Raw genomic sequence first — 18,541 nt, forward strand, 5'->3', positions numbered from 1 at the left:
ACGGTCGGACGGGCCGTGGCACTCTTGGTCGGTGGACTCCGATGACCTCGGCCTCTTCGGTCCGGGTTCGGTCACGTGGAAGGTGCACGAGGAGCCGATCCTGATCGTCGCCGGCCTGCGCTCGCTCTACCTCCAGGCGTTGCACCCCCGAGCCATGGCCGGGGTCGCGCAGAACAGCAACTACCGCACCGATGCCTGGGGACGTCTGGTCCGCACGGCCACCTACGTGGCGACCACCGTCTACGGGACCACTGCCGAGGCGGAGGCGGCCGGGGCGCGGCTGCGCCGGCTGCATGCCCGGATGAGGGCCACCGACCGGCTCACCGGCGAGGAGTTCCGGATCGACGAGCCGGACCTGCTGCGCTGGGTGCACGTCACCGAGGTCGAGTCGTTCCTGAGCACAGCCCGGCGGGCGGGCCTGCCGCTCACCGACGACGAGGTGGACGGCTACTACACCGAGCAGCGCCGCTCGGCCGCTCTCGTCGGCCTGGACCCGGCGACGGTGCCGGGAACGGCCGCCGAGGTGGAGGCGTACTACCGCGAGGTACGGCCGGAGCTGCGGATGACCCGGGAGGCCGCCGAGACGGCGCTGTTCCTCACCGCCCCGCCGCTGCCGTGGAAGCTCAGCCTGCCCGCCCGTCTGGGGCTGACACTGGGTCCGCCGCGCTGGGCGTACCTGGGGATCGCCAGCACCGCGCTGGCCCTGCTGCCGGCGTGGGCCCGCCGGTTGTACGGAGGGCTGGGGCTGCCCACCACAGCGCTGTCGGCGGACCTGACGGTGCGCGCCCTGCGGCTGGCGCTCGGCGCGGTGCCCCGCCGCTATCTGGAGGGGCCCATGTTGCAGGCCGCCAAGGAACGGGCGGGTCGGCTCACGGCGCAGGCCAGCTGACCACGGCCGGGGTTCAGCCGTCGACGGGCCGGTCCACGGCCGCCCACGGCTCCTTGCCCGGCGTCTGCGCCCCGGTCGGGCAGTGCCGCCGGTAGTCGCACCAGCCGCAGCGCGGGCCGGGCGCCACCGGGAACGCCTCGTCGGCGTCGCCGCCGTCGGCGACCACCCGCTCGGCGGCCATGATGTCGCGTGCTGTCTCCTCCGCGCGGGTCAACTGCCGGGCCAGCGACTCGACTGTGTGGTCGTGGCCGGCGACCGTGCCGGTGGGCAGGTGGTGCAGCTCCACCCGTCGGCACGGCCTGCGGAACACCCGCTCGGCGGCGTACGCGTAGAGCGCCAGCGCCTGCGAGCCTCGGGCGTCGTCGGTGTCGAGCCCGGTGCGGCCGGTCTTGTAGTCGACGATGACCAGCTCCGGACCGTCGGGCCCGGGGCGGGAGTCGATGCGGTCGGCCCGGCCGTTGAAGGCGAGAACGGCGGTCTTGACCGCCACCACCCGCTCGACACCGAGCGGGTCGGCGTCCGGCTCCAGCGTCTCGACGTACGACTCCAGCCAGCCCAACGCCCGCCGGTAGGCGGCCCGCTCCTGCTCGTCGTCGCGGTAGCCCTCGCGGACCCACGTGCCCTTGAGCAGGGCGGCCAGCGCCTCGGGGCGGCGCCGGTCGGCGGGCAGCGCGTACCAGTTCTTCAGGGCGGTGTGCACGCTGGCGCCGAGTGAGTTGTGCGCCCACGGCGGGCCCTTCGGCGGGGCGGGCCGGTCGACGTAGGAGTAGCGGTAGCGGCGCGGGCAGTCGGCGTACGTGCCGAGTTTGCTCGGGGTGCAGACGAACAGCCGCTCCGGCATGCCCTCGAAGCCGAGCTGCTCGGCGTCGCCGGGGCGCTGTCGGGGAGTCCTGCCGCCCGCGGCGGGTCGTCCGGCTGAAGAGGCTCGTCGCACGCCTGCGATCCTGCCATCCACCTCCGACATCCGGGGGTACCGGTCAGGCCATGTTGACGTACTGCCTGACGAAGGCGGCCACCGCGTCGGCGATGAGCTGCACGGCGATCGCGGCGAGCAGCAGGCCGGCGATCCGGGTCAGCACCTCGATGCCGCCGGGGCGCAGGACCTTCACGATGCCGCCGGAGAAGCGCAGCACGATCCAGACAGTGACCATCACGGCGAGGATCGCGGCGGCGATGGCGCTGAAGTCGCCAAGCCCGTCGGCCTGCTGGACGAAGAGCATCGTGGCCACGATGGCGCCCGGGCCGGCCAGCAGTGGGGTGCCCAGTGGCACGAGCGCGATGTTCGAGGTGACCTGTTGGCTGGGGTCGTCGGCCTTGCCGGTGAGCAGTTCCAGGGCGACAAGCACGAGCAGCAGGCCGCCTGCGGCCTGGAGGGCTGGCAGGTCGACGTGCAGGTAGTCGAGCAGGGTCTGCCCGGCCACCGCGAAGATCACGATGACGCCGAGCGCCAGCGCGACGGCTTGCCAGGCCGCCCGGTTGCGGTCCCGGGCGGGCAGCGGGCCGGTCAGCGCCAGGAAGATCGGCATCATGCCCGGCGGGTCGGTGATCACCAGCAGGGTCACGAAAACCTCGCCGAACAGCTTCAGATCCACGTGATCAACCTAGCGCTGCCGCTGGGGGACGAACCGCGGATCAGATCGAAGCGACCTCCGTCACCCCCTCGGCCACGATGCGCTCGTACGCCTCGATGTTTGTGGTGAACGCGCCGAGCCCGACGGTCTTGTGGGTGCCGTGGAAGTCCGAGGAACCGGTGACCAGCAGTCCCAGTTCGCCGGCGAGCGCCCGGACGTGTGATCGCTCGGCCGGGCTGTGGTCCTCGTGGTCGGCCTCCAGCCCGGCCAGCCCGGCGGCGGCCAGCTCGGCGATCAGCTCGTCGGGCACGATCGGCCCGCGTCGGCTGGCGCGGGGATGGGCGAAGACCGGTACGCCGCCGGCTGCCCGGACCAGCCGGATCGCCCGGAAGATGTCGATGTCCTCCTTCGGCAGCCGGTATCGCTCGCCGAGCCAGTCCGGACCGAACGCCTCCCGGGTGCTGCCGACCAGACCGGCCCGGATCAGCGCCTGCGCGATGTGTGGACGCCCCACAGTGCCGCCGCCCGCGGCGGAGAGGATCTCGGACCAGCTCACATCGACGCCGTCGGCGCGCAGCAATGTCACAATCCGCTCGCCGCGCTCCTCCCGGGCCGCCCGCAGCAGGGTCAGCTCGGCGACCAACTCCGGGTGGTCCGGGTCGAACAGGTAGGCCAGCAGGTGCAGGGACACCTCCCGATGCGTGCCTGTCCAACGGCAGGAGAGTTCCGCGCCCCGGACCAGGCGCAGCCTCGGGGGCAGTGCCCGCAGGGCCGGTGCCCAGCCGGCGGTGGTGTCGTGGTCGGTGATGGCCACCACGTCCAGCCTCGCGTCGGCGGCAGCGCGGACCAGTTCCGCCGGGCTCATCGTGCCGTCGCTGGCAGTGGAGTGGGTGTGCAGGTCGATTCGCGGCGCGGGGCCGGTACGCGAGGTCACCACCCCGACGCTACCGAGGACCGGCGGCCGCGTTCGCCGGGCCCGCCGATCGGCCAGCACCGCGCTACTCGCGGGAGGCTGCCGCCCTCCCGGTCGCCGCCAAGGTTCACCAGCACCGCTACGTCGGGAACAGGCGATGAAGCGTGACCCGGCGTACGGTCAGGAGCCGGTGACCAGGACGGGCCGGTCGCCGGGTTGCAGGCCGGGCACGGGGCTCGCCTCGGCCGCCCTGCCGGTCAGCGCCCGTTTCACGTCGACCCGGACGAGGTTCCCGGAGCTGTCGACGTACGAGGCTTCCGATTCGCTGCGCCAGGCGACAGCACCGGTTGCCGGCGGGCCGGCCGGCACGACGGTCAGTGGCGTGTCGAGCCGGTGCAGGTCGACAAGGAGCGCCCTGTCGGTTTTGCCGACCGACCCGTTCACCAGCAGCCACCGTGCATCGGCGGAAATTTCACCGACGCCGTCCCGGCTCAGCTGCGGGCCACAGGCGGTTCGTACCGGCTTCAGGCCCCGGGCCGGGTCGAGCACCGCCAGGCAGGCGCCGGGCGGGTCGCTCGTGGTGACCTGACCGATCAGTCGTCCGTCCGGCAGCGCGCCGTAAACGTTGAGGGTGCTCCGCTCGGAGTCCGGAGCCAGGTCCCCCGCGCCGGGGCGCCACAGGACGTGGCCGGGGCGGCTCGGGTCGAGCCGGACCAGGACGTGGTCGCCGACGAACCGGACGGGTTCCGCGCCGTCCGGCGCGGGAGTGCGCACCGTCCCGATGAGCTGGGTGCCCACCACGCCCGCCACCAGCAGGTCTGCGCCGTCGCGCCAGGCGACCTGGCTGCCGTCGGGTGCCAGGACGATCTGCTTCGCACCGGCCAGCAGCACCTGCACCAGCCCGTCGTTCTGGGTGACCCAGAGGGAGCGGCCCGCTGTGGTTTCCGCGCCGACCACCAGCAGACCCCCACCATTCGGCAGTGGGTGGGCCCGTTCCGCCGGGCCGACGGTGGGCTGGGCGAGCCGCCTCCCGTCCGCGCTGATCAGGACCTCGGCGAGGAGCCGACCAGCGGACGGTGCGGTGGTGGGGGCAACGGGGGTAGCCGAGGGTATCGACCGGTCCGAGGGGTCGGGGTCGCCGATCACGACGATGGGAGGACCCTGCCGGTTGGTGTCCTCGGCGAGCTGCGCCATGCCACTGCTGATCAGCACTGTGGTGGCGACCCCGAGGGCGAGACCGACACCGGCACGCCGCCGCCGGATCCGGTTCGCCCGGCGGATGGCCTGCCCGGCCGGGTCGGCGCTGAGTGGGTGGGCGACAGCGACCTGGTGCGAGAGGATCTCCCGCACCGCACCTTCCAGCTCGTCACGTCGCACCTGGTTAGGACGCTCCGGCCCGCCGTTCCGGTTGTCCGACGAGCGGGGAATTGCGTTCACTGCCGGTCTCCGGGGCCGGTGCCGACGGGCACGGCCGCCGGGGCGGTGGGCAGGTCGGCGGCCAGGACGGCCGGACGGGGTACGGCCGGACGGGGCGCAGCCCGGTCGATCGCGTCGGGCCGGGGTCGGGCCGCCGCGTCGGCCCTGGGCGTCGCGTCTGTCCTGGGCGTCGCGTCTGTCCTGGGCGTCGCGTCGGCCCTGGGCGTCGCTGCGGGAGTCCGCCGGCCCGGGACGCCTGCGCTCCCCGGCCGGCCGGTGCCGGTGCCGGTCGTACGGCCGGTGCCGGCAGCCTCGCCCTGAGCTGGCCTGGCAGCGTCGTCGACCAGATCCGGGGTGGCGGAACCCATCCGCCGACGCAGCGTGGCAAGCGCCCGGGATGCCTGGCTCTTCACGGTGCCGGGCGAGATGTCCAGCATCGCGGCGGTCTGGGCCTCCGACATGTCCTCGTAGTAGCGCAGCACGAGCACCGCCCGCTGCCGGTTGGGCAGCTCCTTGAGGTGTCGCCAGAGCAGATCGCGGTCGAGTTGCTGCTCGATCTCGTCCACGCCGGCCCGCTCCGGCAGCACCTCGGTGGGGCGCTCACCGTGCCAGCGACGCCGCCACCAACTCGTGGACGTGTTGACCATCACACGCCTGGCGTACGGCTCGACGGCCTCGATTCCGCCGAGCCGCTTCCACGCGAGGTAGGTCTTTGTCAGTGCGGTCTGGAGCAGATCTTCGGCAGTGGCCCAGTCGCCGGTGAGCAGATAGGCGGTGCGGAGCAGGGCGGCGGAGCGAGCCGCGACGAAGTCGCGAAACTCCTCCTCCAACGGGTCCCTGCTCGCCACCACGCACCTCCGCGCCCAAAGCTGTCCTGGCAGAGAGTGCCACGTCAGAGGCGTTCCGGTCCATGACGAAAGGTGCGCACTCGCTCCGATGTTCGGACGAAAACTTTCACGCCCCGTCGTCGGCCTTGGCCTCGTCGGCCTCCTTGCCGAGCCGCGCCTCGACTGCCTGCGGCTCGTACATCTCTTCGACGACGCGCAGGTAGAGCTCGTTCGGGTTGGGCAGATTCTTGATCTCGCGCAGCGCCTGCTCCTGGCCTGCGGACTCCAGCACGAAGGTGCCGTAGTTGAGCGCGCGACCGGTCGGGCTCTGCTCGTACTTCATGTCGGTGACCCGGACCAGCGGCATCATCGCGACCCGGCGGGTGATGATGCCGTTTACCACCATGACCCGCTTGTTGGTCAGGATGAAACGGTCATACCACCAGTCAGCGACCTTCCACGCCACCCACCCCATCACCGCGAACCAGAGCAGCACGGCGATGGTGGTCAACGCGCCCACGTTCTGCCCGGCCAGGAAACCGGACAGGTAGCCGAGCACGAAGGTCGCCGCGATGCCGATCAACAGCGGGGTGGTGAGATGGATCCAGTGCCGCTTCCACTCACCCCGGTAGCGCTCGGTGGGGAAGAGGTAACGGGCGACAAGCGAGCTGGGCTCGTCCTCCAGCGGGAGCACCCGCCGGGGGGTCGAGCCGGTCGCGTCGGCACGCAGCCCCGCGAGCTCGTCCTCGGAAATCTGGGGTGGCTGATAGGCAGCCTCCGGATCACGGATCCAGGCCCGACCGGACCGACCTTCGCCGGCATAGCCGGGCCCATCGCCATAGCCGACGTCGTCCGAAAGGGACGGGCCGTCTGACAGGCCAGGGCCAGCTCCGTAGCCCGGGCCGTCATCGGGGCCGATCCGCGGGATCGGCTCGGTGTCGCGCTCGCGGCGTTCCCGGTCAGGGTCGTCCGGGTCGAAGGGTGGTCCGGAGGGGCTGCCCATCGACGGCTAGGCGACGAGGCTGGTGAAGAAGTCGCCAAACCCCTGGGCGATGTCCATGATCCCGCCGCCCAGCGACTTGAACACATCAGCCGCAGAGTTTGGCCTATAGGCGACGAAGAAGATCAAGAATGCGATTCCGGCCCAGGTGAGGACCTTCTTGACCATGGCGGGCCATCCTCTCGCGCGGCGCCGGGTCCCATTACCGCAGCGGCACCCAGAGTATCAGTGTGGTGTCGTACAGTGAATATCTGCGTCCGTTCTCCGTCAATCCGTAGGGGTTGTCAAGCCCTGCCGGGTAGGTACGGGGACGGTGCGCCGTACACGAGCTCGGGGGGAGTCCACTCGGTCAGGTCGTGAAGCACGACTTCTTCCGCGAGCAGGTGACCCGCACTCGCCGGCCAGGCTATCGCATGCAGCCACATTCCCCGAGCTTCGCCGGCGTACGCACTTCGATCCGTCGGCGAATTGACCAACCACAGTGGAGTCGGATGACCGCCCACACGGATCCTGGCCTGCCCAACATGCTCCGGATGCCCCGGCCCGGGGTCGCTCAACGCGTCGGCCAACTCCGGCCCCGGGTCCGGCCCGGACAGACCGGCAAGTCTGGTGCCCAGGCCGACGCCGGGCTCCTCGGCCACGAAGACCAGGTCCGCCGGACCACCACCGAGCGGCGCCGGGCCGGCGCAGGCCACCGCCGTCGCCCGCACTCCGGTGCGGTCGTCCCCGGCGTACGCCACTCCGGTGAGAGTCCACCCGGGCAGCAGAGGCCACGGGCACCACAGCGGCGTCCCGGGTGGACCGGCTGTCGCGGTGATCTGCTCCACCACGCTCGCGACGATCTCCGCTCCGATGTGTTCGGGTACGTGCAGCGGCGGCACCGGGCCACAGCGCAGGCACCTCGACTCGGTGTGCATCAGATCCGGCGCCCGTACCGGGCCCCCGCATCTCGGACAACTCACCGCGACACTCACATCCCCACCGTCACCCCGGACCGCCGGCACGTCAAGCCGGAGCGTCCGATTGCGTCGGCGCGGCGCGGTTTCAGTCCGGCGGCGGCCCAGCGTGGGTACGGATCCACGCGTGCATGGCGATGCCGCTCGCCACCCCCGCGTTGATCGACCTCGTCGAGCCGTACTGGGCGATCGAGTAGAGCTGGTCGCACGCGTGGCGCGCGGGTTCGGAGAGACCGGGGCCCTCCTGACCGAACAGCAGTACGCAGTCCCGCGGCAGGGTGCCCGTCTCCAGCGGCCGGGAGCCGGGCAGGTTGTCGATGCCGACCACCGGCAGCCGCCGTCCGGCGGCCCACTCGACGAACTCCTCGATCGTCTCGTGGTGCCGCACGTGCTGGTAGCGGTCGGTCACCATCGCGCCGCGCCGGTTCCACCGTCGCCGTCCGACGATGTGCACCTCGGCGGCGTTGAACGCGTTGGCGTTACGGACCACGGTGCCGATGTTGAAGTCGTGCTGCCAGTTCTCGATGGCGACGTGGAAGCCGTGCCGGTGCTGGTCCAGGTCCGCGACGATCGCCTCGTGCCGCCAGTAGCGGTAGCGGTCGACCACGTTGCGCCGGTCGCCCTCGGCCAGCAACTGCGGGTCGTAGCGCGGGTCCTGTGGCGGGTCCCCCGGCCAGGGCCCCACACCCACCTCAAGCTGGTCGTCGGTCACGGTCATCAGAGGGTACGGCCTCCGCGCAGCGACCACCGCGACGGCCTGCCCGGCCCGGGGCGAGGGTCCGGCGGCTCGACGGGAGAGCCGGGCGGTCAGCCCAGTCCGAGCGCGCCACCGAGCCGGTCCAGGAAGCGCCGGTCCGCCGGGCTGGTCGCAAGGCCGCCGGGGCCGGGTGCGGCCCGACAGACACGGCCCGCGACGGACTGCACCCACTGGCGGTACGCGGCCGAGTCGGCCGGGTCGGCGCGCCGCTGGAGGACCCGCACCGCGGCCCGGCAGGCGGCCAGCAGGTCCACCATGTCGGTGAGGCGTTCGGTTGGTGCCGGTACGCCGTCGTGGCGGGCGTAGATGGCGGCGACGACCGCCCGGACCAGGTCGCTGTCGAACCCACGGCCGGCGGCCACCGCGTCAAGGCCGGCCAGGCCCGCCGGCACCCCGCGTTCGGGGCGGCCGGGACCTGTCGCCGTGGCGGCCACGAGGACGCGACCGGGCAGGCTGGTGAGCAGGTCCCATTCGGCGGCGGAGTAGACAGCGGTGGTCAACGGCGCGGCGCGACGCCCGGTTGATGGCGGCTCTCCGGCGACGGAGTGGCTCATCGGCACCTCCGGCGTCAGCATAAGCCGCGAAACGGGAGCAGGGCCTCTTTCCCCAACAGATGCTGTTGCCGGGAAAGAGGCCCTGACCGGCGGAGTGGCTCCGCTTCGGTGCTCAGCGCGGGTCGGGGAAGCTGGGCCGCTCCGGGTCCACTCCCTCGGCGACGGCGCTCGCCGCGTACTCCCGCTTGGGGACCATGACCTTGCGGCGGAAGACGCAGACCATCGTGCCGTCCTGGTTGTAGCCGCGGGTCTCCACCGACACCACGCCCCGGTCGGGCTTGGAGCCGGACTCCCGCTTGTCCAGGACTGTGGTCTCGCCGTAGATGGTGTCGCCGTGGAAGGTGGGCGCCACGTGCCGCAGCGACTCGACCTCCAGGTTGGCGATGGCCTTGCCGCTGACGTCCGGCACCGACATGCCGAGCAGCAGCGAGTAGATGTAGTTGCCGACCACGACGTTGCGCTTGAACTGGCTGGCCGTCTCGGCGTAGTGCGCGTCCATGTGCAGCGGGTGGTGGTTCATGGTGAGCAGGCAGAAGAGGTGGTCGTCGTACTCGGTGACGGTCTTGCCCGGCCAGTGCCGGTAGACCGCGCCGACCTCGAACTCCTCGTAGTAGCGGCCGAACTGCATGTGGTCCCCTCCGACGGGCGGCGATGGAGTTCGGGACAGCATGCCTTACCGATGGTTAAGGCGACCGGCGGGGCGCGAACCCGGCGGAAATGTCACACCGGTCACTCGCACGGGGGGAGACGCAATGAGCGGCGGGGCCCTCCCCGGCACCCGCCGCCCACGCTCTGATGCGGTGAATTCTGCCCTACGGTGACGTAGGTCCGACAGAGATCGAGGTCACATTTATCTTTTCGTAACATTACTGTACGTGACGAAATGTGGGTTGATCAGCGATCTCCGCAGGCTGGATACGTCCTCGTCAGAGCTCAAGTTACCGATTCGTAGAGCTCAATCGAGTCGATCTCTTTGGAAACGCTCCCATCACGGCAGGTCACGCAAGTGCGTCGTGCACTTGCGTTCCGCAGGACAGAGATGAACAGATGCATGTCGATGACCCTTCGTGATCCCCGGGTAGCCCGGAGCACGTTTCGTGCCCCACCGCCCGGGAATTCGATACGGTCAGCCCTGGTTCTACGGGACGTAGGTAAACCGCGGTGATCGGAGAGTGCAATGGCAACCGTTGAGCTGACCTCGGCGAACTTCGACGAGGTGACCGGCAACGACGGCATCGTCCTGGTCGACTTCTGGGCCGACTGGTGTGGTCCGTGCAAGCGGTTCGCCCCGGTCTACGAGCGCTCCTCGGAGAAGCACCAGAACATCGTCTTCGGAAAGGTCGACACCGAGGCTCAGCAGGAGCTGGGCGCGAAGTTCGACATCCGATCGATCCCGACGATCATGGCGATCCGTGACGGCGTCATCGTCTTCGCCCAGCCGGGCGCCCTGCCCGAGTCCGCGCTGGAGAACCTGATCGAGCAGGTCGAGGCGCTGGACATGGACGACGTCCGCAAGCAGTTGGCCGAGCACAACCACTGACCAGTCCGTCCTGCGACGGCACGAAAGGCCGGGTCCGGTTCGGGCCCGGCCTTCGTCGTTTCCCGCCACCCCATGATCACCGCCTGGGCAGCCGGAACTGGCCATCAGTCGGAGCCGACACGGCCGGTACATCCCGTATCGTCACGACCCGATGGAGAATCTGACCACCCGCGGGCGCGTGACCCGGCTGGGCGCTACCGCGCTCGGCCTCGTCCTGCTCCTCGTCGGCACGTTCTGGGGCAGCGACGATGACTTTCCGTTCGGCCCGTTCCGGATGTACTCCACATCCAACCCGCCGAACGCGCCAGCGCCCGACACCCGCGTCGAAGGTGTTAACAGCGACGGCGACGTGATCGACCTCGACCAGAACGCGACGGGCATCCGCCGCGCCGAGATCGAGGGCCAGCAGTCCCGGTACGTCGACGACCCGACGCTGCTCACGCAGATCGCCGACGCGTACGCCGAACGCCACCCGGACGCCGCCGAACTGGTCGAGGTTCGCATCGTCATCCGCTGGCACGGCATTCGCGCCGGTCGCCCCACCGGGCAGCACATCGACCAGACAGTGGTCCGCTGGCAGGCCCTCCCATGAGCCGCTGGCTGACCGAGGCGGTGCCGCGCGGCCGGATCGCCGCCTTCCGGACCCTGATCTACCTCTTCGTCGCCGCCGACCTGGTGATCTTCACTCCCTGGGTCCGCACCCGGGCCAGCGTGCCCGGCGAGCTGTACCAGCCGTTGCTGATCGGCCGGGTCCTTCCACTACCCACGCCGACGCCGACGCTGGTGGCGGTGATCTTCTGGGTGCTGCTGCTCGTCGCTCTGCTCGCCGCGACCGGCCGGGCGCCCCGGCTGCTCGGCTGGGCGGTCTGCGCGCTCTACCTGGAGTGGATGATCATCGCGATGAGCTACGGGAAGGTGGACCACGACCGGTTCGCCCTGCTCGTCGCGCTCGCGGTGCTGCCCACCGCCGGCCGCGCCCGGCACGGCGACACCACCCGCACCGAGGCCGGCGGCTGGGCGCTGCGGGTCACCCAGATCGCGGTGATCTGCACGTACTTCCTGGCCGCCTTCGCCAAGCTGCGCTTCGGCGGGTTGGACTGGCTGACCGGCTCGGTGCTGGCGAGGGCCATCATCCGACGCGGCACCGACCTGGCGGACCTGATCGCCCAGGTGCCGTACCTGCTGATCGTCGCCCAGTTCGGCATCGTGGCCTTCGAACTGCTCAGCCCCGTGGTCTTCCTGCTGCGGGAGCGCTGGCGGGTGGCCATGGTCGGCTTCTTCTACTCGTTCCACGCGGTGACCATCGCGACCATCACCATCTCGTTCGCGCCCCACCTGGCCGCGATGGCAAGCTTCCTGCCACTGGAGCGGGTCCGCCCACTGGTCTGGGCGCGCCGGCTCGTCGGCCGCGAGCCTCGCGGGCCAGCGGCGGACGCCCCGGAGCAGGCGCGCGTCGACGCCGAACCGACGCCGCCCGACCCTGCTTCGGTGGGAGCCGGTGCGGAGCCGGTGCCGCCCGGAGGTCAGGCCCCGGTGGTCGGGCGACCCGCCGGGCCGTAGAGCCGCTCCCTGGCCTCCTGCGGCAGCGAGCAGGCCGCCGTACCGCCCGGGAGGCGGTGCCGGTTGCGCGCCACCCAGCGGTACGTGGGCCAGGCGACAGCGCGCACGGGAGGCAACCGCAGCACGGCGCCGGCCGCCCGCCAGAGGGGACCGCTGGCGGCGAGCAGCTTCGCGATGGCGTCCGGGCCGGCTGCGCGGGAGTCGTCCGCGCCCACCCACTGCACGGCCTCCTCGCACTCGGCGATCGTGAGGCCGAGCGCGTCCAGGTCGGCGAACTGCCAGGGCACCACCCGCGCGGCGGTGGGGATCCGGCGTTCGATGAACTCCGCACAGGTAGTGCAGAACGCGCAGTCCCCGTCGTACACGAATGTCGACGTCTCCATGCGTCCATCCTCCCCCTCCGGCCTGCGGATTGGGCGCTGGTGTCCGGCGGGTCACTTGCGTCGTGCTCGTACACGTGTTCGAATAGCGCCCATGCGCTGGGACAACCTCACCGCTCCCCCGGTTGAGGGAGACCCCGAGCGGGCAGCGCCAGCGACGCCACCCCTGCCGCTGGCGCTGCCCGGCGCCATCGCCCGCACCTTCGACACCCCCGAGTTCGCGGGGATGACGTTCTACGAGGTGCAGGCCAAATCCATCCTCAACCGGGTGCCCGGGCAGTCCCGCGTCCCGTTCGAGTGGACCATCAACCCGTACCGAGGCTGCTCCCATGCATGCGTCTACTGCCTGGGCGGTGACACCCCGATCCTGATGGCGGACGGGCGCACCAAACCGATCAGCGAGGTGGAGCAGGGTGACCGCATCTACGGGACGGAGCGACGCGGCGCCTACCGGCGATATGTCGTCACCACCGTGCTGGACAAGTGGTCGACTGTGAAGGCGGCCTACCGGGTCACATTGGAGGACGGCACAACGCTCATCGCCAGCGGGGACCACCGGTTCCTCTCCGAGCGTGGCTGGAAGCACGTCACCGGAGCCATGCACGGCGGCAGCCGACGCCCCTACCTGACCACCAACAACCGCCTGATCGGCACCGGCCGTTTCGCCACCGGCCCCAAGGAGTCGCCCGACTACCGACGGGGTTACCTCTGCGGCATGATCCGCGGGGCTGCGCACGTCGGTGCCTTCACATACTCGTACGGGGTGGTGCACCGGTTCCAGCTGGCGCTGGTCGACGACGAGGCGCTAAATCGTAGTGAGCGCTATCTCGACGCCGAAGGGGTCGCAACGCAGCGCTTCTCGTTCACTGAGGCCAGCGCCACTCGTCGGGCCATGGCTGCCATCCGCACCTCCAAGCAACGGGACATCGAAACGATCACGAAGCTGATCAGTTGGCCGGCGGCTCCCAGCGACGATTGGCGGCTCGGCTTCCTGGCCGGCATCTTCGACGCCGAGGGCAGCTGCAGCAGAGGTGTCCTGCGTATCAGCAACAGCAACGACGCCATCCTCGACCAGACGACGGAGGCACTACGCCGGTTCGGGTTCTCCTGTGTGCGAGAAGATCGCGGCCTACCCAACCGCGTGCGACAGATCAGGCTGACCGGCGGCCTGGCCGCCCGGCTCCGGTTCTTCCACCTGACCGACCCGGCCATCACTCGAAAGCGGTCAATCGAAGGTGCGGCGCTCAAGCATCAGACCGCACTCAGGGTGGTCGGCATCCAACCGCTCGGCCTGGAGCTGCCACTGTGGGACATCACCACTGGCACCGGGGACTTCATCGCCAACGGAGTGGTCAGCCACAACTGCTTTGCCCGTAACACGCACACCTACCTGGACCTCGACTCCGGAGCGGACTTCGATCGCAAGGTGATCGTCAAGGTCAACGCCGGCGAGCTGGTCCGGCGGGAGCTTGCCGCGCGTACGTGGCGGGGTGCGCACGTCGCGATGGGCACCAACGTGGACTGTTACCAGCGGGCCGAGGGGCGTTACCGGCTGATGCCGCAGATCATCGCGGCTCTGCGTGACTTCGCCAATCCATTCTCGATCCTCACAAAGGGCACGCTGATCCTGCGGGACCTGCCACTGCTGCGTGAGGCTGCCGAGGCGACAACTGTCGGCATCTCCTACTCCGTGGGCTTCGTCGACGAGCAGCTCTGGCGCGCCGTCGAGCCGGGCACACCGCACCCGCGTCGTCGCCTGGACGCGGTCCGCGCGCTCGCCGACGCCGGCTTCTCCGTCGGGGTGCTGATGGCCCCGATCCTGCCCGGGTTGAGCGACAGCGACGAGTCGATCGACGCCACAGTGTCGGCGATTGCCGCTGCCGGGGCGACAAGTGTGACCCCGCTTGCCCTGCACCTGCGTCCCGGCGCCCGGGAGTGGTACGCGCAGTGGCTGGCCCGGGAGTACCCGCACCTCGTGCCCCGCTACCGCGAGCTCTACCGGGCGGGCTCCTACGCGCCGCAGGCGTACCAGCGGGAGCTGACCGCCCGGGTGCGCATCGCGGCCCGCCGGCACGGGCTGCACCGTGGTGAGCTGGGCGACAACCGCCGCGCGCCCGAGCCGCCTCCACCACCGGCCGCCGAGCAGCTGACCCTGCTGTAGCCCGAGGTCGGAGCTACAGTCGGCGGGTGCGTACCGCTCAGCAGATCCTCGCCGACTCCGCCGTAATCGCCGTCGTGGGCGCGTCCCGCGACCCGTCGAAGGCCGCGCATCGCGTGCCGTTGCAGATGCAGCAGTACGGCTGGCGGATCATCCCGGTCAACCCGACAGTGGACGAACTCTTCGGGGAACGGGCGTACAAGACGCTCGCCGACATCCCGCACCCCGTCGACATGGTGGACGTGTTCCGGCCGGCTGCCGACGCCGTGCAGGTGGTTCGCGACGCGGCGGCGATCGGCGCCCCGGCGGTCTGGCTACAGCTCGGCATCGTCTCGGCAGAAGCACGGAAGATAGCCGAAGAAGCCGGCATGGACTACGTAGAAGACCGCTGCCTAGCCGTCGAACGAGCCAAAGCCGCCCTAACCCGCCTGCCCTAACCGCCCCCCGATCCCGCTCCCTGATCCCGTCGATCATGGAGTTCTGGTGCCGGAGTTAGTAGGATTTGTCGCCCAAATCCCCCACCACAACTCCATGATCGACGGGGCAACTCGAGGGCGGGTTAGAGCTTGTACTCCTTTAGGAGGCCTCGGCTGATGATGGTCTTCTGGATCTCTGAGGTGCCCTCTCCGATGAGGAGGAACGGGGCTTCCCGCATCAGGCGCTCGATCTCGTACTCCTTGGAGTAGCCGTAGCCGCCGTGGATGCGGAACGCCTCCTGGACGACTTCGGCGCAGTATTCCGAGGCGAGCAGCTTGGCCATTCCGGCCTCGACGTCGTTGCGCTGGCCGGCGTCCTTGAGCCGGGCGGCGTTGACCATCAGGGCGTGCGCGGCCTCGATTTTCGTACCCATCTCGGCGAGCTTGAAGGCGATGGCCTGATGCTTGGCGAGCGGCTGGCCGAAGGTCTTGCGCTGCTGGGCGTAGCCGACTGCCAACTCGAAGGCGCGGATGGAGATGCCGCAGGCGCGGGCGGCAACGTTTACGCGGCCCACCTCGATGCCGTCCATCATCTGGTAGAAGCCGCGGCCCACCTTGTCGGCGCCGCCGAGGATCGCCGAGTCGGGCACCGTCACGCCGTCGAGCACCATCTCGGTGGTCTCGACGCCCTTGTAGCCCATCTTGTCGATCTTGCCGGGAATGGTGAGGCCGGGGGCCGTCTCGCCGAAGCCCGGCTCCTTCTCCAGCAGGAAGGTGCTCATGTTGCCGTACACCGACTCGGCGCCGGTGTCGGTCTTGACGAGGGTGGCCACCACCGAGGAGTACGCCCCGTTGGTCAGCCACATCTTCTGCCCGTTGAGCACGTAGCTGTCGCCGTCGCGGACCGCGCGGGACTTGATCGCCGACACGTCGGAGCCGGTCTCCGGCTCGGACATCGAGAACGCCCCGCGCACCTCGCCGGTGGCCATCTTCGGCAGCAGCCGGGCCTTCTGCTCGGCCGAGCCGTGCTGGGAGATCAGGTACGCCACGATGAAGTGCGTGTTGACGATGCCGGAGATCGACATCCAGCCCCGGGACAGCTGCTCCACAACGAGCGCGTAGGTGAGCAGGGACTCGCCGAGCCCGCCGTACTCCTCGTCGATGGTGAGGCCGAACAACCCCATCTCGCGCATCCCGTCGAGGATGTCGGTGGGGTACTCGTCGGCGTGCTCGAGCCGCTGGGCGTGCGGAATGATCTCCTTGTCGGCGAACTCGCGGACGGTCTCCAGGATCGATTGCTGCACATCGGTCAGGCCGGGCGTCTGGGCGAGTCGGGCCATCTCAGCCTCCGGGGATCAGCGCACTACTCATGGGTAACTGAACGCTCGGTCAGTATCGACCTCCGGGCCGGCAAGGCCAAGGTGACCAGTCCACACAACCGCTGTGAAAAGGTTCACCGCTGCGGGTAGCGTCCGGCAAGAGGGACTTTTCCGGCACCGGCAGGAGGAGCACGGCTGTGAGCTACCCGCCACCGTCGGGACCATCCGGCGACGAGCCGCCGCCGTCACCCTACGAGCCACCTCCGGACCAGTCGCCGTACGCGCCGCCGCCGGCCGGTCAGACGCCGTACCCGCCACCGCCGGACCAGTCGGCCTTCGGGTCGCCGGAACGCTCACCGTACGGGCCACCCGCCGACGAGCCGTCACCGTACGAGCAGCAGGGACCGCACCAGTCGGCGCACTGGGGGCAGCAGCCGCCGTACCCTCCGCAGGGCCCCTACGGCCAGTACGGCCCGCCGACCCCCGGACCGAGCCGGCCCACGAACGTGCTGGCGATCCTGTCGCTGGTGTTCGCATTCGTGTTCCCCCCGGCCGGCGCCGTCCTCGGCCACGTGGCCAAACGCCAGATCCGCAGCAGCGGCGAGGAGGGCGGCCAGCTCGCCACCTGGGGAATGATCCTCGGGTACGTCTTCACAGGGCTTACCCTGCTGGCCTGCTGCGGCTGGCTGGCCCTCGTCATCATCGGCAGCAACAGCAACAACGGCAGCTACTGAGCGACGGTGGACCGGTCAGCGGAACCGGGCCTCCCGGACACTGTTGCCGCCGTCGACGACGAGCATCTGCCCCGTGATGTACGAGGCAGCCGGTGAGCAGAGGAAACTGATGGCCGCCGCGACCTCGTCCGGGGTGCCCGGTCGACCGACAGGCGTGCCGAGCCCCTGCTTGATCTCGGCCATCGTGGACGCCGCCGTGTAGATGGTGCCGGGCGCCACCGCGTTCACCGTCACCCCGTCGGCGATCATCTCCATGGCCAGCGCCCGCGTCAGCCCGACCACCCCTGCCTTCGCCGCCGCGTACGCGGCTTCGGTGGGCAGGGCGTTCACCGGGCCGGCGGTGGCCGCCAGGTTGACGATCCGCCCCCAGCCCCGCTCCGCCATCCCGCCGATGAACGCCCGACTGCACAGGAACGCTGTGGACAGGTTGCGGTCGATCTCGCCGCGCCACTCGTCGTAGGTCAACTGCGCGACCGGCCGCAGGACACCCTGACTGGCCCGGCTCGCCAGGCCCGCGTTGTTGACAAGCACCTCGACGTCGCCCAACTGCTCGGCGATCGCGTCGGCAAGTGCGCCGACCTCCGACTCGTCGGTCAGGTCCGCCACGAAGCCTGTCACTCCCAGTTCGCCGGCCCGCTCGTGGATGCGCCGGGTCGTGGAGACGATCGCCACCCGCGCCCCCAGGTCGGCGAGCCGCCGGGCGGTCGCGTACCCGATGCCGTCCGGGCTTCCCGCCCCCGTCACCAGGGCGACCCGCCCGTCGAGCCGCATGGTCACCGGGTCGGGGAGCGCCACCGGCTCGTCGGCGCCGACCCCGCCGCCCGGCGTGGTCGCACGGCCGCGCCGAGCCGCACCCGGCCGGCTGACGTCCCGTCTCGGTCGGCTTCCGGAACGGTCCGCGGCACGCGATTCGATTGCCATGCCAGGGATCCTGCCCGTTAGGACCGACCTGGGCAACGCGGCACCCGGGAGCGGGGGCGTCGGGTTTGGTCACCCCTGGCTACCCTGACGGCGCACCCAAGCCGACGGAGAGTACGCATGACCAATCCCCCGCCCCCCGGCGACTGGAACGACCCCACGAGGTCGGCTCAGCCGGCGAGTTCACCGCTGGACCCGACGATGGTGTCCAGTCCGCCGGTGCCCACCCAGCCCGGGCCCCCCGACCCGTACTCGCCAGCCGACCCGTACGCCGGTGGGCAGGCTGCGCCGGAGCAGCCGGTGGCGTACGCCCCGCCCGGCTATCCGCCGCCGTACCCCGGTTACGGCTACCCGCCGCCCCCGAAGAACAACGCGCTTGCCATCGCGTCGCTGGTGCTGAGCCTTGTCGGCCTCACGTCCTGTGGGATCACGGCGCCGATCGGGGCGATCCTCGGCCACGTGGCGCAGAGTCAGATCCGCACCAGCGGCGAGGCTGGTGAAGGTATGGCGAAGGCCGGAATCATCGTCGGCTGGATCGTCACCGCGCTGATGCTGCTCGGGGTCGCCGCCTACGCCGCCATCATCATCTTCGCGGTCACGAACGCCGACAGCAGCACCAGCAGCTACTGAGAG

General features: G+C 70.5%; 22 protein-coding genes. 8 read left to right on the forward strand and 14 right to left on the reverse strand.

The genetic code is table 11. The features are described from left to right. The first annotated feature begins 31 nt into the window (after window positions 1–31). On the forward strand, window positions 32–889 hold the full coding sequence (locus ACLQ23_RS02465) for an oxygenase MpaB family protein (RefSeq protein ID WP_355592684.1): 858 nt from the start codon (window positions 32–34) through the stop codon (window positions 887–889). Between the two features lie 13 nt (window positions 890–902). On the opposite strand, the gene ACLQ23_RS02470 is transcribed toward ACLQ23_RS02465, so the two are convergent. From ACLQ23_RS02470 to ACLQ23_RS02520, 11 genes are all read right to left on the reverse strand, one after another. After that, complete coding sequence (locus ACLQ23_RS02470; RefSeq protein ID WP_425880340.1) at window positions 903–1,730, reverse strand: RecB family exonuclease; 828 nt, start codon at window positions 1,728–1,730, stop codon at window positions 903–905. Between the two features lie 136 nt (window positions 1,731–1,866). Next, window positions 1,867–2,481: a MarC family protein gene (locus tag ACLQ23_RS02475; protein ID WP_355592687.1), complete on the reverse strand. Its 615-nt coding sequence runs from the start codon at window positions 2,479–2,481 to the stop codon at window positions 1,867–1,869. Window positions 2,482–2,521: 40 nt separating this feature from the next. Next, a complete protein-coding gene (locus ACLQ23_RS02480) occupies window positions 2,522–3,394 on the reverse strand; it encodes a PHP domain-containing protein (protein WP_355592689.1) in 873 nt (290 codons plus the stop codon). A 159-nt stretch (window positions 3,395–3,553) separates the two neighbouring features. Next, complete coding sequence (locus tag ACLQ23_RS02485) at window positions 3,554–4,810, reverse strand: hypothetical protein (RefSeq protein WP_355592691.1); 1,257 nt, start codon at window positions 4,808–4,810, stop codon at window positions 3,554–3,556. Next, window positions 4,807–5,637, reverse strand: a complete 831-nt coding sequence (locus tag ACLQ23_RS02490) for a SigE family RNA polymerase sigma factor (protein WP_425880279.1) — start codon at window positions 5,635–5,637, stop codon at window positions 4,807–4,809. Before ACLQ23_RS02490 ends, ACLQ23_RS02485 begins: the two co-directional genes overlap by 4 nt. A 106-nt stretch (window positions 5,638–5,743) precedes the next feature. Continuing rightward, window positions 5,744–6,619 (reverse strand): PH domain-containing protein, encoded by an 876-nt coding sequence (locus tag ACLQ23_RS02495; protein WP_355592695.1) that lies wholly within the window; start codon window positions 6,617–6,619, stop codon window positions 5,744–5,746. 6 nt (window positions 6,620–6,625) lie between these two features. Further along, on the reverse strand, window positions 6,626–6,784 hold the full coding sequence (locus ACLQ23_RS02500; RefSeq protein ID WP_007455302.1) for a hypothetical protein: 159 nt from the start codon (window positions 6,782–6,784) through the stop codon (window positions 6,626–6,628). Window positions 6,785–6,900: 116 nt separating this feature from the next. Then, a complete protein-coding gene (locus ACLQ23_RS02505; RefSeq protein WP_355592697.1) occupies window positions 6,901–7,620 on the reverse strand; it encodes a DUF6758 family protein in 720 nt (239 codons plus the stop codon). A 40-nt stretch (window positions 7,621–7,660) separates the two neighbouring features. Then, window positions 7,661–8,284, reverse strand: a complete 624-nt coding sequence (locus tag ACLQ23_RS02510) for a TrmH family RNA methyltransferase (RefSeq protein WP_355592699.1) — start codon at window positions 8,282–8,284, stop codon at window positions 7,661–7,663. A gap of 95 nt (window positions 8,285–8,379) precedes the next feature. Further along, window positions 8,380–8,904: a hypothetical protein gene (locus ACLQ23_RS02515; RefSeq protein WP_355592701.1), complete on the reverse strand. Its 525-nt coding sequence runs from the start codon at window positions 8,902–8,904 to the stop codon at window positions 8,380–8,382. A gap of 91 nt (window positions 8,905–8,995) precedes the next feature. Continuing rightward, window positions 8,996–9,511 carry a MaoC family dehydratase gene (locus ACLQ23_RS02520; protein ID WP_053659194.1) on the reverse strand — a complete coding sequence of 172 codons (516 nt, stop codon included), beginning with the start codon at window positions 9,509–9,511 and terminating at the stop codon, window positions 8,996–8,998. A gap of 549 nt (window positions 9,512–10,060) precedes the next feature. On the opposite strand from ACLQ23_RS02520, the gene trxA reads away from it, so the two are divergent. The 3 genes from trxA to ACLQ23_RS02535 all read left to right on the forward strand — a co-directional run bounded on the left by trxA (window position 10,061) and on the right by ACLQ23_RS02535 (window position 11,983). Further along, window positions 10,061–10,423: a thioredoxin gene (gene trxA / locus ACLQ23_RS02525; protein ID WP_030329190.1), complete on the forward strand. Its 363-nt coding sequence runs from the start codon at window positions 10,061–10,063 to the stop codon at window positions 10,421–10,423. 151 nt (window positions 10,424–10,574) lie between these two features. Further along, a complete protein-coding gene (locus tag ACLQ23_RS02530) occupies window positions 10,575–11,015 on the forward strand; it encodes a hypothetical protein (RefSeq protein ID WP_355592703.1) in 441 nt (146 codons plus the stop codon). Further along, window positions 11,012–11,983, forward strand: a complete 972-nt coding sequence (locus tag ACLQ23_RS02535) for an HTTM domain-containing protein (protein WP_355632726.1) — start codon at window positions 11,012–11,014, stop codon at window positions 11,981–11,983. The genes ACLQ23_RS02530 and ACLQ23_RS02535 overlap by 4 nt, the downstream gene beginning before the upstream one ends. On the opposite strand, the gene ACLQ23_RS02540 is transcribed toward ACLQ23_RS02535, so the two are convergent. Then, on the reverse strand, window positions 11,947–12,366 hold the full coding sequence (locus ACLQ23_RS02540) for a thiol-disulfide oxidoreductase DCC family protein (RefSeq protein ID WP_355592707.1): 420 nt from the start codon (window positions 12,364–12,366) through the stop codon (window positions 11,947–11,949). The genes ACLQ23_RS02535 and ACLQ23_RS02540 overlap by 37 nt on opposite strands. Before the next feature lie 91 nt (window positions 12,367–12,457). Here ACLQ23_RS02540 and ACLQ23_RS02545 point away from each other — a divergent pair, with 91 nt between their 5' ends. Next, complete coding sequence (locus ACLQ23_RS02545; RefSeq protein WP_355632724.1) at window positions 12,458–14,524, forward strand: intein-containing Rv2578c family radical SAM protein; 2,067 nt, start codon at window positions 12,458–12,460, stop codon at window positions 14,522–14,524. Window positions 14,525–14,550: 26 nt separating this feature from the next. Further along, window positions 14,551–14,958 (forward strand): CoA-binding protein, encoded by a 408-nt coding sequence (locus ACLQ23_RS02550; RefSeq protein ID WP_355592711.1) that lies wholly within the window; start codon window positions 14,551–14,553, stop codon window positions 14,956–14,958. Between the two features lie 122 nt (window positions 14,959–15,080). On the opposite strand, the gene ACLQ23_RS02555 is transcribed toward ACLQ23_RS02550, so the two are convergent. Then, window positions 15,081–16,277 (reverse strand): acyl-CoA dehydrogenase family protein, encoded by a 1,197-nt coding sequence (locus ACLQ23_RS02555; RefSeq protein WP_306272842.1) that lies wholly within the window; start codon window positions 16,275–16,277, stop codon window positions 15,081–15,083. Between the two features lie 176 nt (window positions 16,278–16,453). Here ACLQ23_RS02555 and ACLQ23_RS02560 point away from each other — a divergent pair, with 176 nt between their 5' ends. Further along, window positions 16,454–16,990 (forward strand): DUF4190 domain-containing protein, encoded by a 537-nt coding sequence (locus tag ACLQ23_RS02560; RefSeq protein WP_355632721.1) that lies wholly within the window; start codon window positions 16,454–16,456, stop codon window positions 16,988–16,990. Window positions 16,991–17,005: 15 nt separating this feature from the next. On the opposite strand, the gene ACLQ23_RS02565 is transcribed toward ACLQ23_RS02560, so the two are convergent. Beyond that, a complete protein-coding gene (locus ACLQ23_RS02565) occupies window positions 17,006–17,911 on the reverse strand; it encodes an SDR family NAD(P)-dependent oxidoreductase (protein WP_355592717.1) in 906 nt (301 codons plus the stop codon). Window positions 17,912–18,028: 117 nt separating this feature from the next. On the opposite strand from ACLQ23_RS02565, the gene ACLQ23_RS02570 reads away from it, so the two are divergent. Continuing rightward, window positions 18,029–18,538 carry a DUF4190 domain-containing protein gene (locus ACLQ23_RS02570; RefSeq protein ID WP_355592719.1) on the forward strand — a complete coding sequence of 170 codons (510 nt, stop codon included), beginning with the start codon at window positions 18,029–18,031 and terminating at the stop codon, window positions 18,536–18,538. Window positions 18,539–18,541: the final 3 nt, after the last annotated feature.

Origin of the sequence: Micromonospora sp. DT41 (assembly GCF_049841715.1) — a bacterium.
In the GTDB taxonomy this organism is placed as follows: domain Bacteria; phylum Actinomycetota; class Actinomycetes; order Mycobacteriales; family Micromonosporaceae; genus Micromonospora; species Micromonospora profundi.

Excerpts from the sequence above, each read along its gene's own strand:
- ACLQ23_RS02470 (WP_425880340.1), bottom strand. The coding sequence starts at position 1,730 with ATGCCGGAGCGGCTGTTCGTCTGCACCCCGAGCAAACTCGGCACGTAC.
- ACLQ23_RS02495 (WP_355592695.1), bottom strand. The coding sequence starts at position 6,619 with ATGGGCAGCCCCTCCGGACCACCCTTCGACCCGGACGACCCTGACCGG.
- ACLQ23_RS02500 (WP_007455302.1), bottom strand. The coding sequence starts at position 6,784 with ATGGTCAAGAAGGTCCTCACCTGGGCCGGAATCGCATTCTTGATCTTC.
- ACLQ23_RS02515 (WP_355592701.1), bottom strand. The coding sequence starts at position 8,904 with ATGCTGACGCCGGAGGTGCCGATGAGCCACTCCGTCGCCGGAGAGCCG.
- ACLQ23_RS02520 (WP_053659194.1), bottom strand. The coding sequence starts at position 9,511 with ATGCAGTTCGGCCGCTACTACGAGGAGTTCGAGGTCGGCGCGGTCTAC.
- trxA (WP_030329190.1), top strand. The coding sequence starts at position 10,061 with ATGGCAACCGTTGAGCTGACCTCGGCGAACTTCGACGAGGTGACCGGC.
- ACLQ23_RS02530 (WP_355592703.1), top strand. The coding sequence starts at position 10,575 with ATGGAGAATCTGACCACCCGCGGGCGCGTGACCCGGCTGGGCGCTACC.
- ACLQ23_RS02535 (WP_355632726.1), top strand. The coding sequence starts at position 11,012 with ATGAGCCGCTGGCTGACCGAGGCGGTGCCGCGCGGCCGGATCGCCGCC.
- ACLQ23_RS02540 (WP_355592707.1), bottom strand. The coding sequence starts at position 12,366 with ATGGAGACGTCGACATTCGTGTACGACGGGGACTGCGCGTTCTGCACT.
- ACLQ23_RS02545 (WP_355632724.1), top strand. The coding sequence starts at position 12,458 with ATGCGCTGGGACAACCTCACCGCTCCCCCGGTTGAGGGAGACCCCGAG.
- ACLQ23_RS02555 (WP_306272842.1), bottom strand. The coding sequence starts at position 16,277 with ATGGCCCGACTCGCCCAGACGCCCGGCCTGACCGATGTGCAGCAATCG.
- ACLQ23_RS02565 (WP_355592717.1), bottom strand. The coding sequence starts at position 17,911 with ATGGCAATCGAATCGCGTGCCGCGGACCGTTCCGGAAGCCGACCGAGA.
- ACLQ23_RS02570 (WP_355592719.1), top strand. The coding sequence starts at position 18,029 with ATGACCAATCCCCCGCCCCCCGGCGACTGGAACGACCCCACGAGGTCG.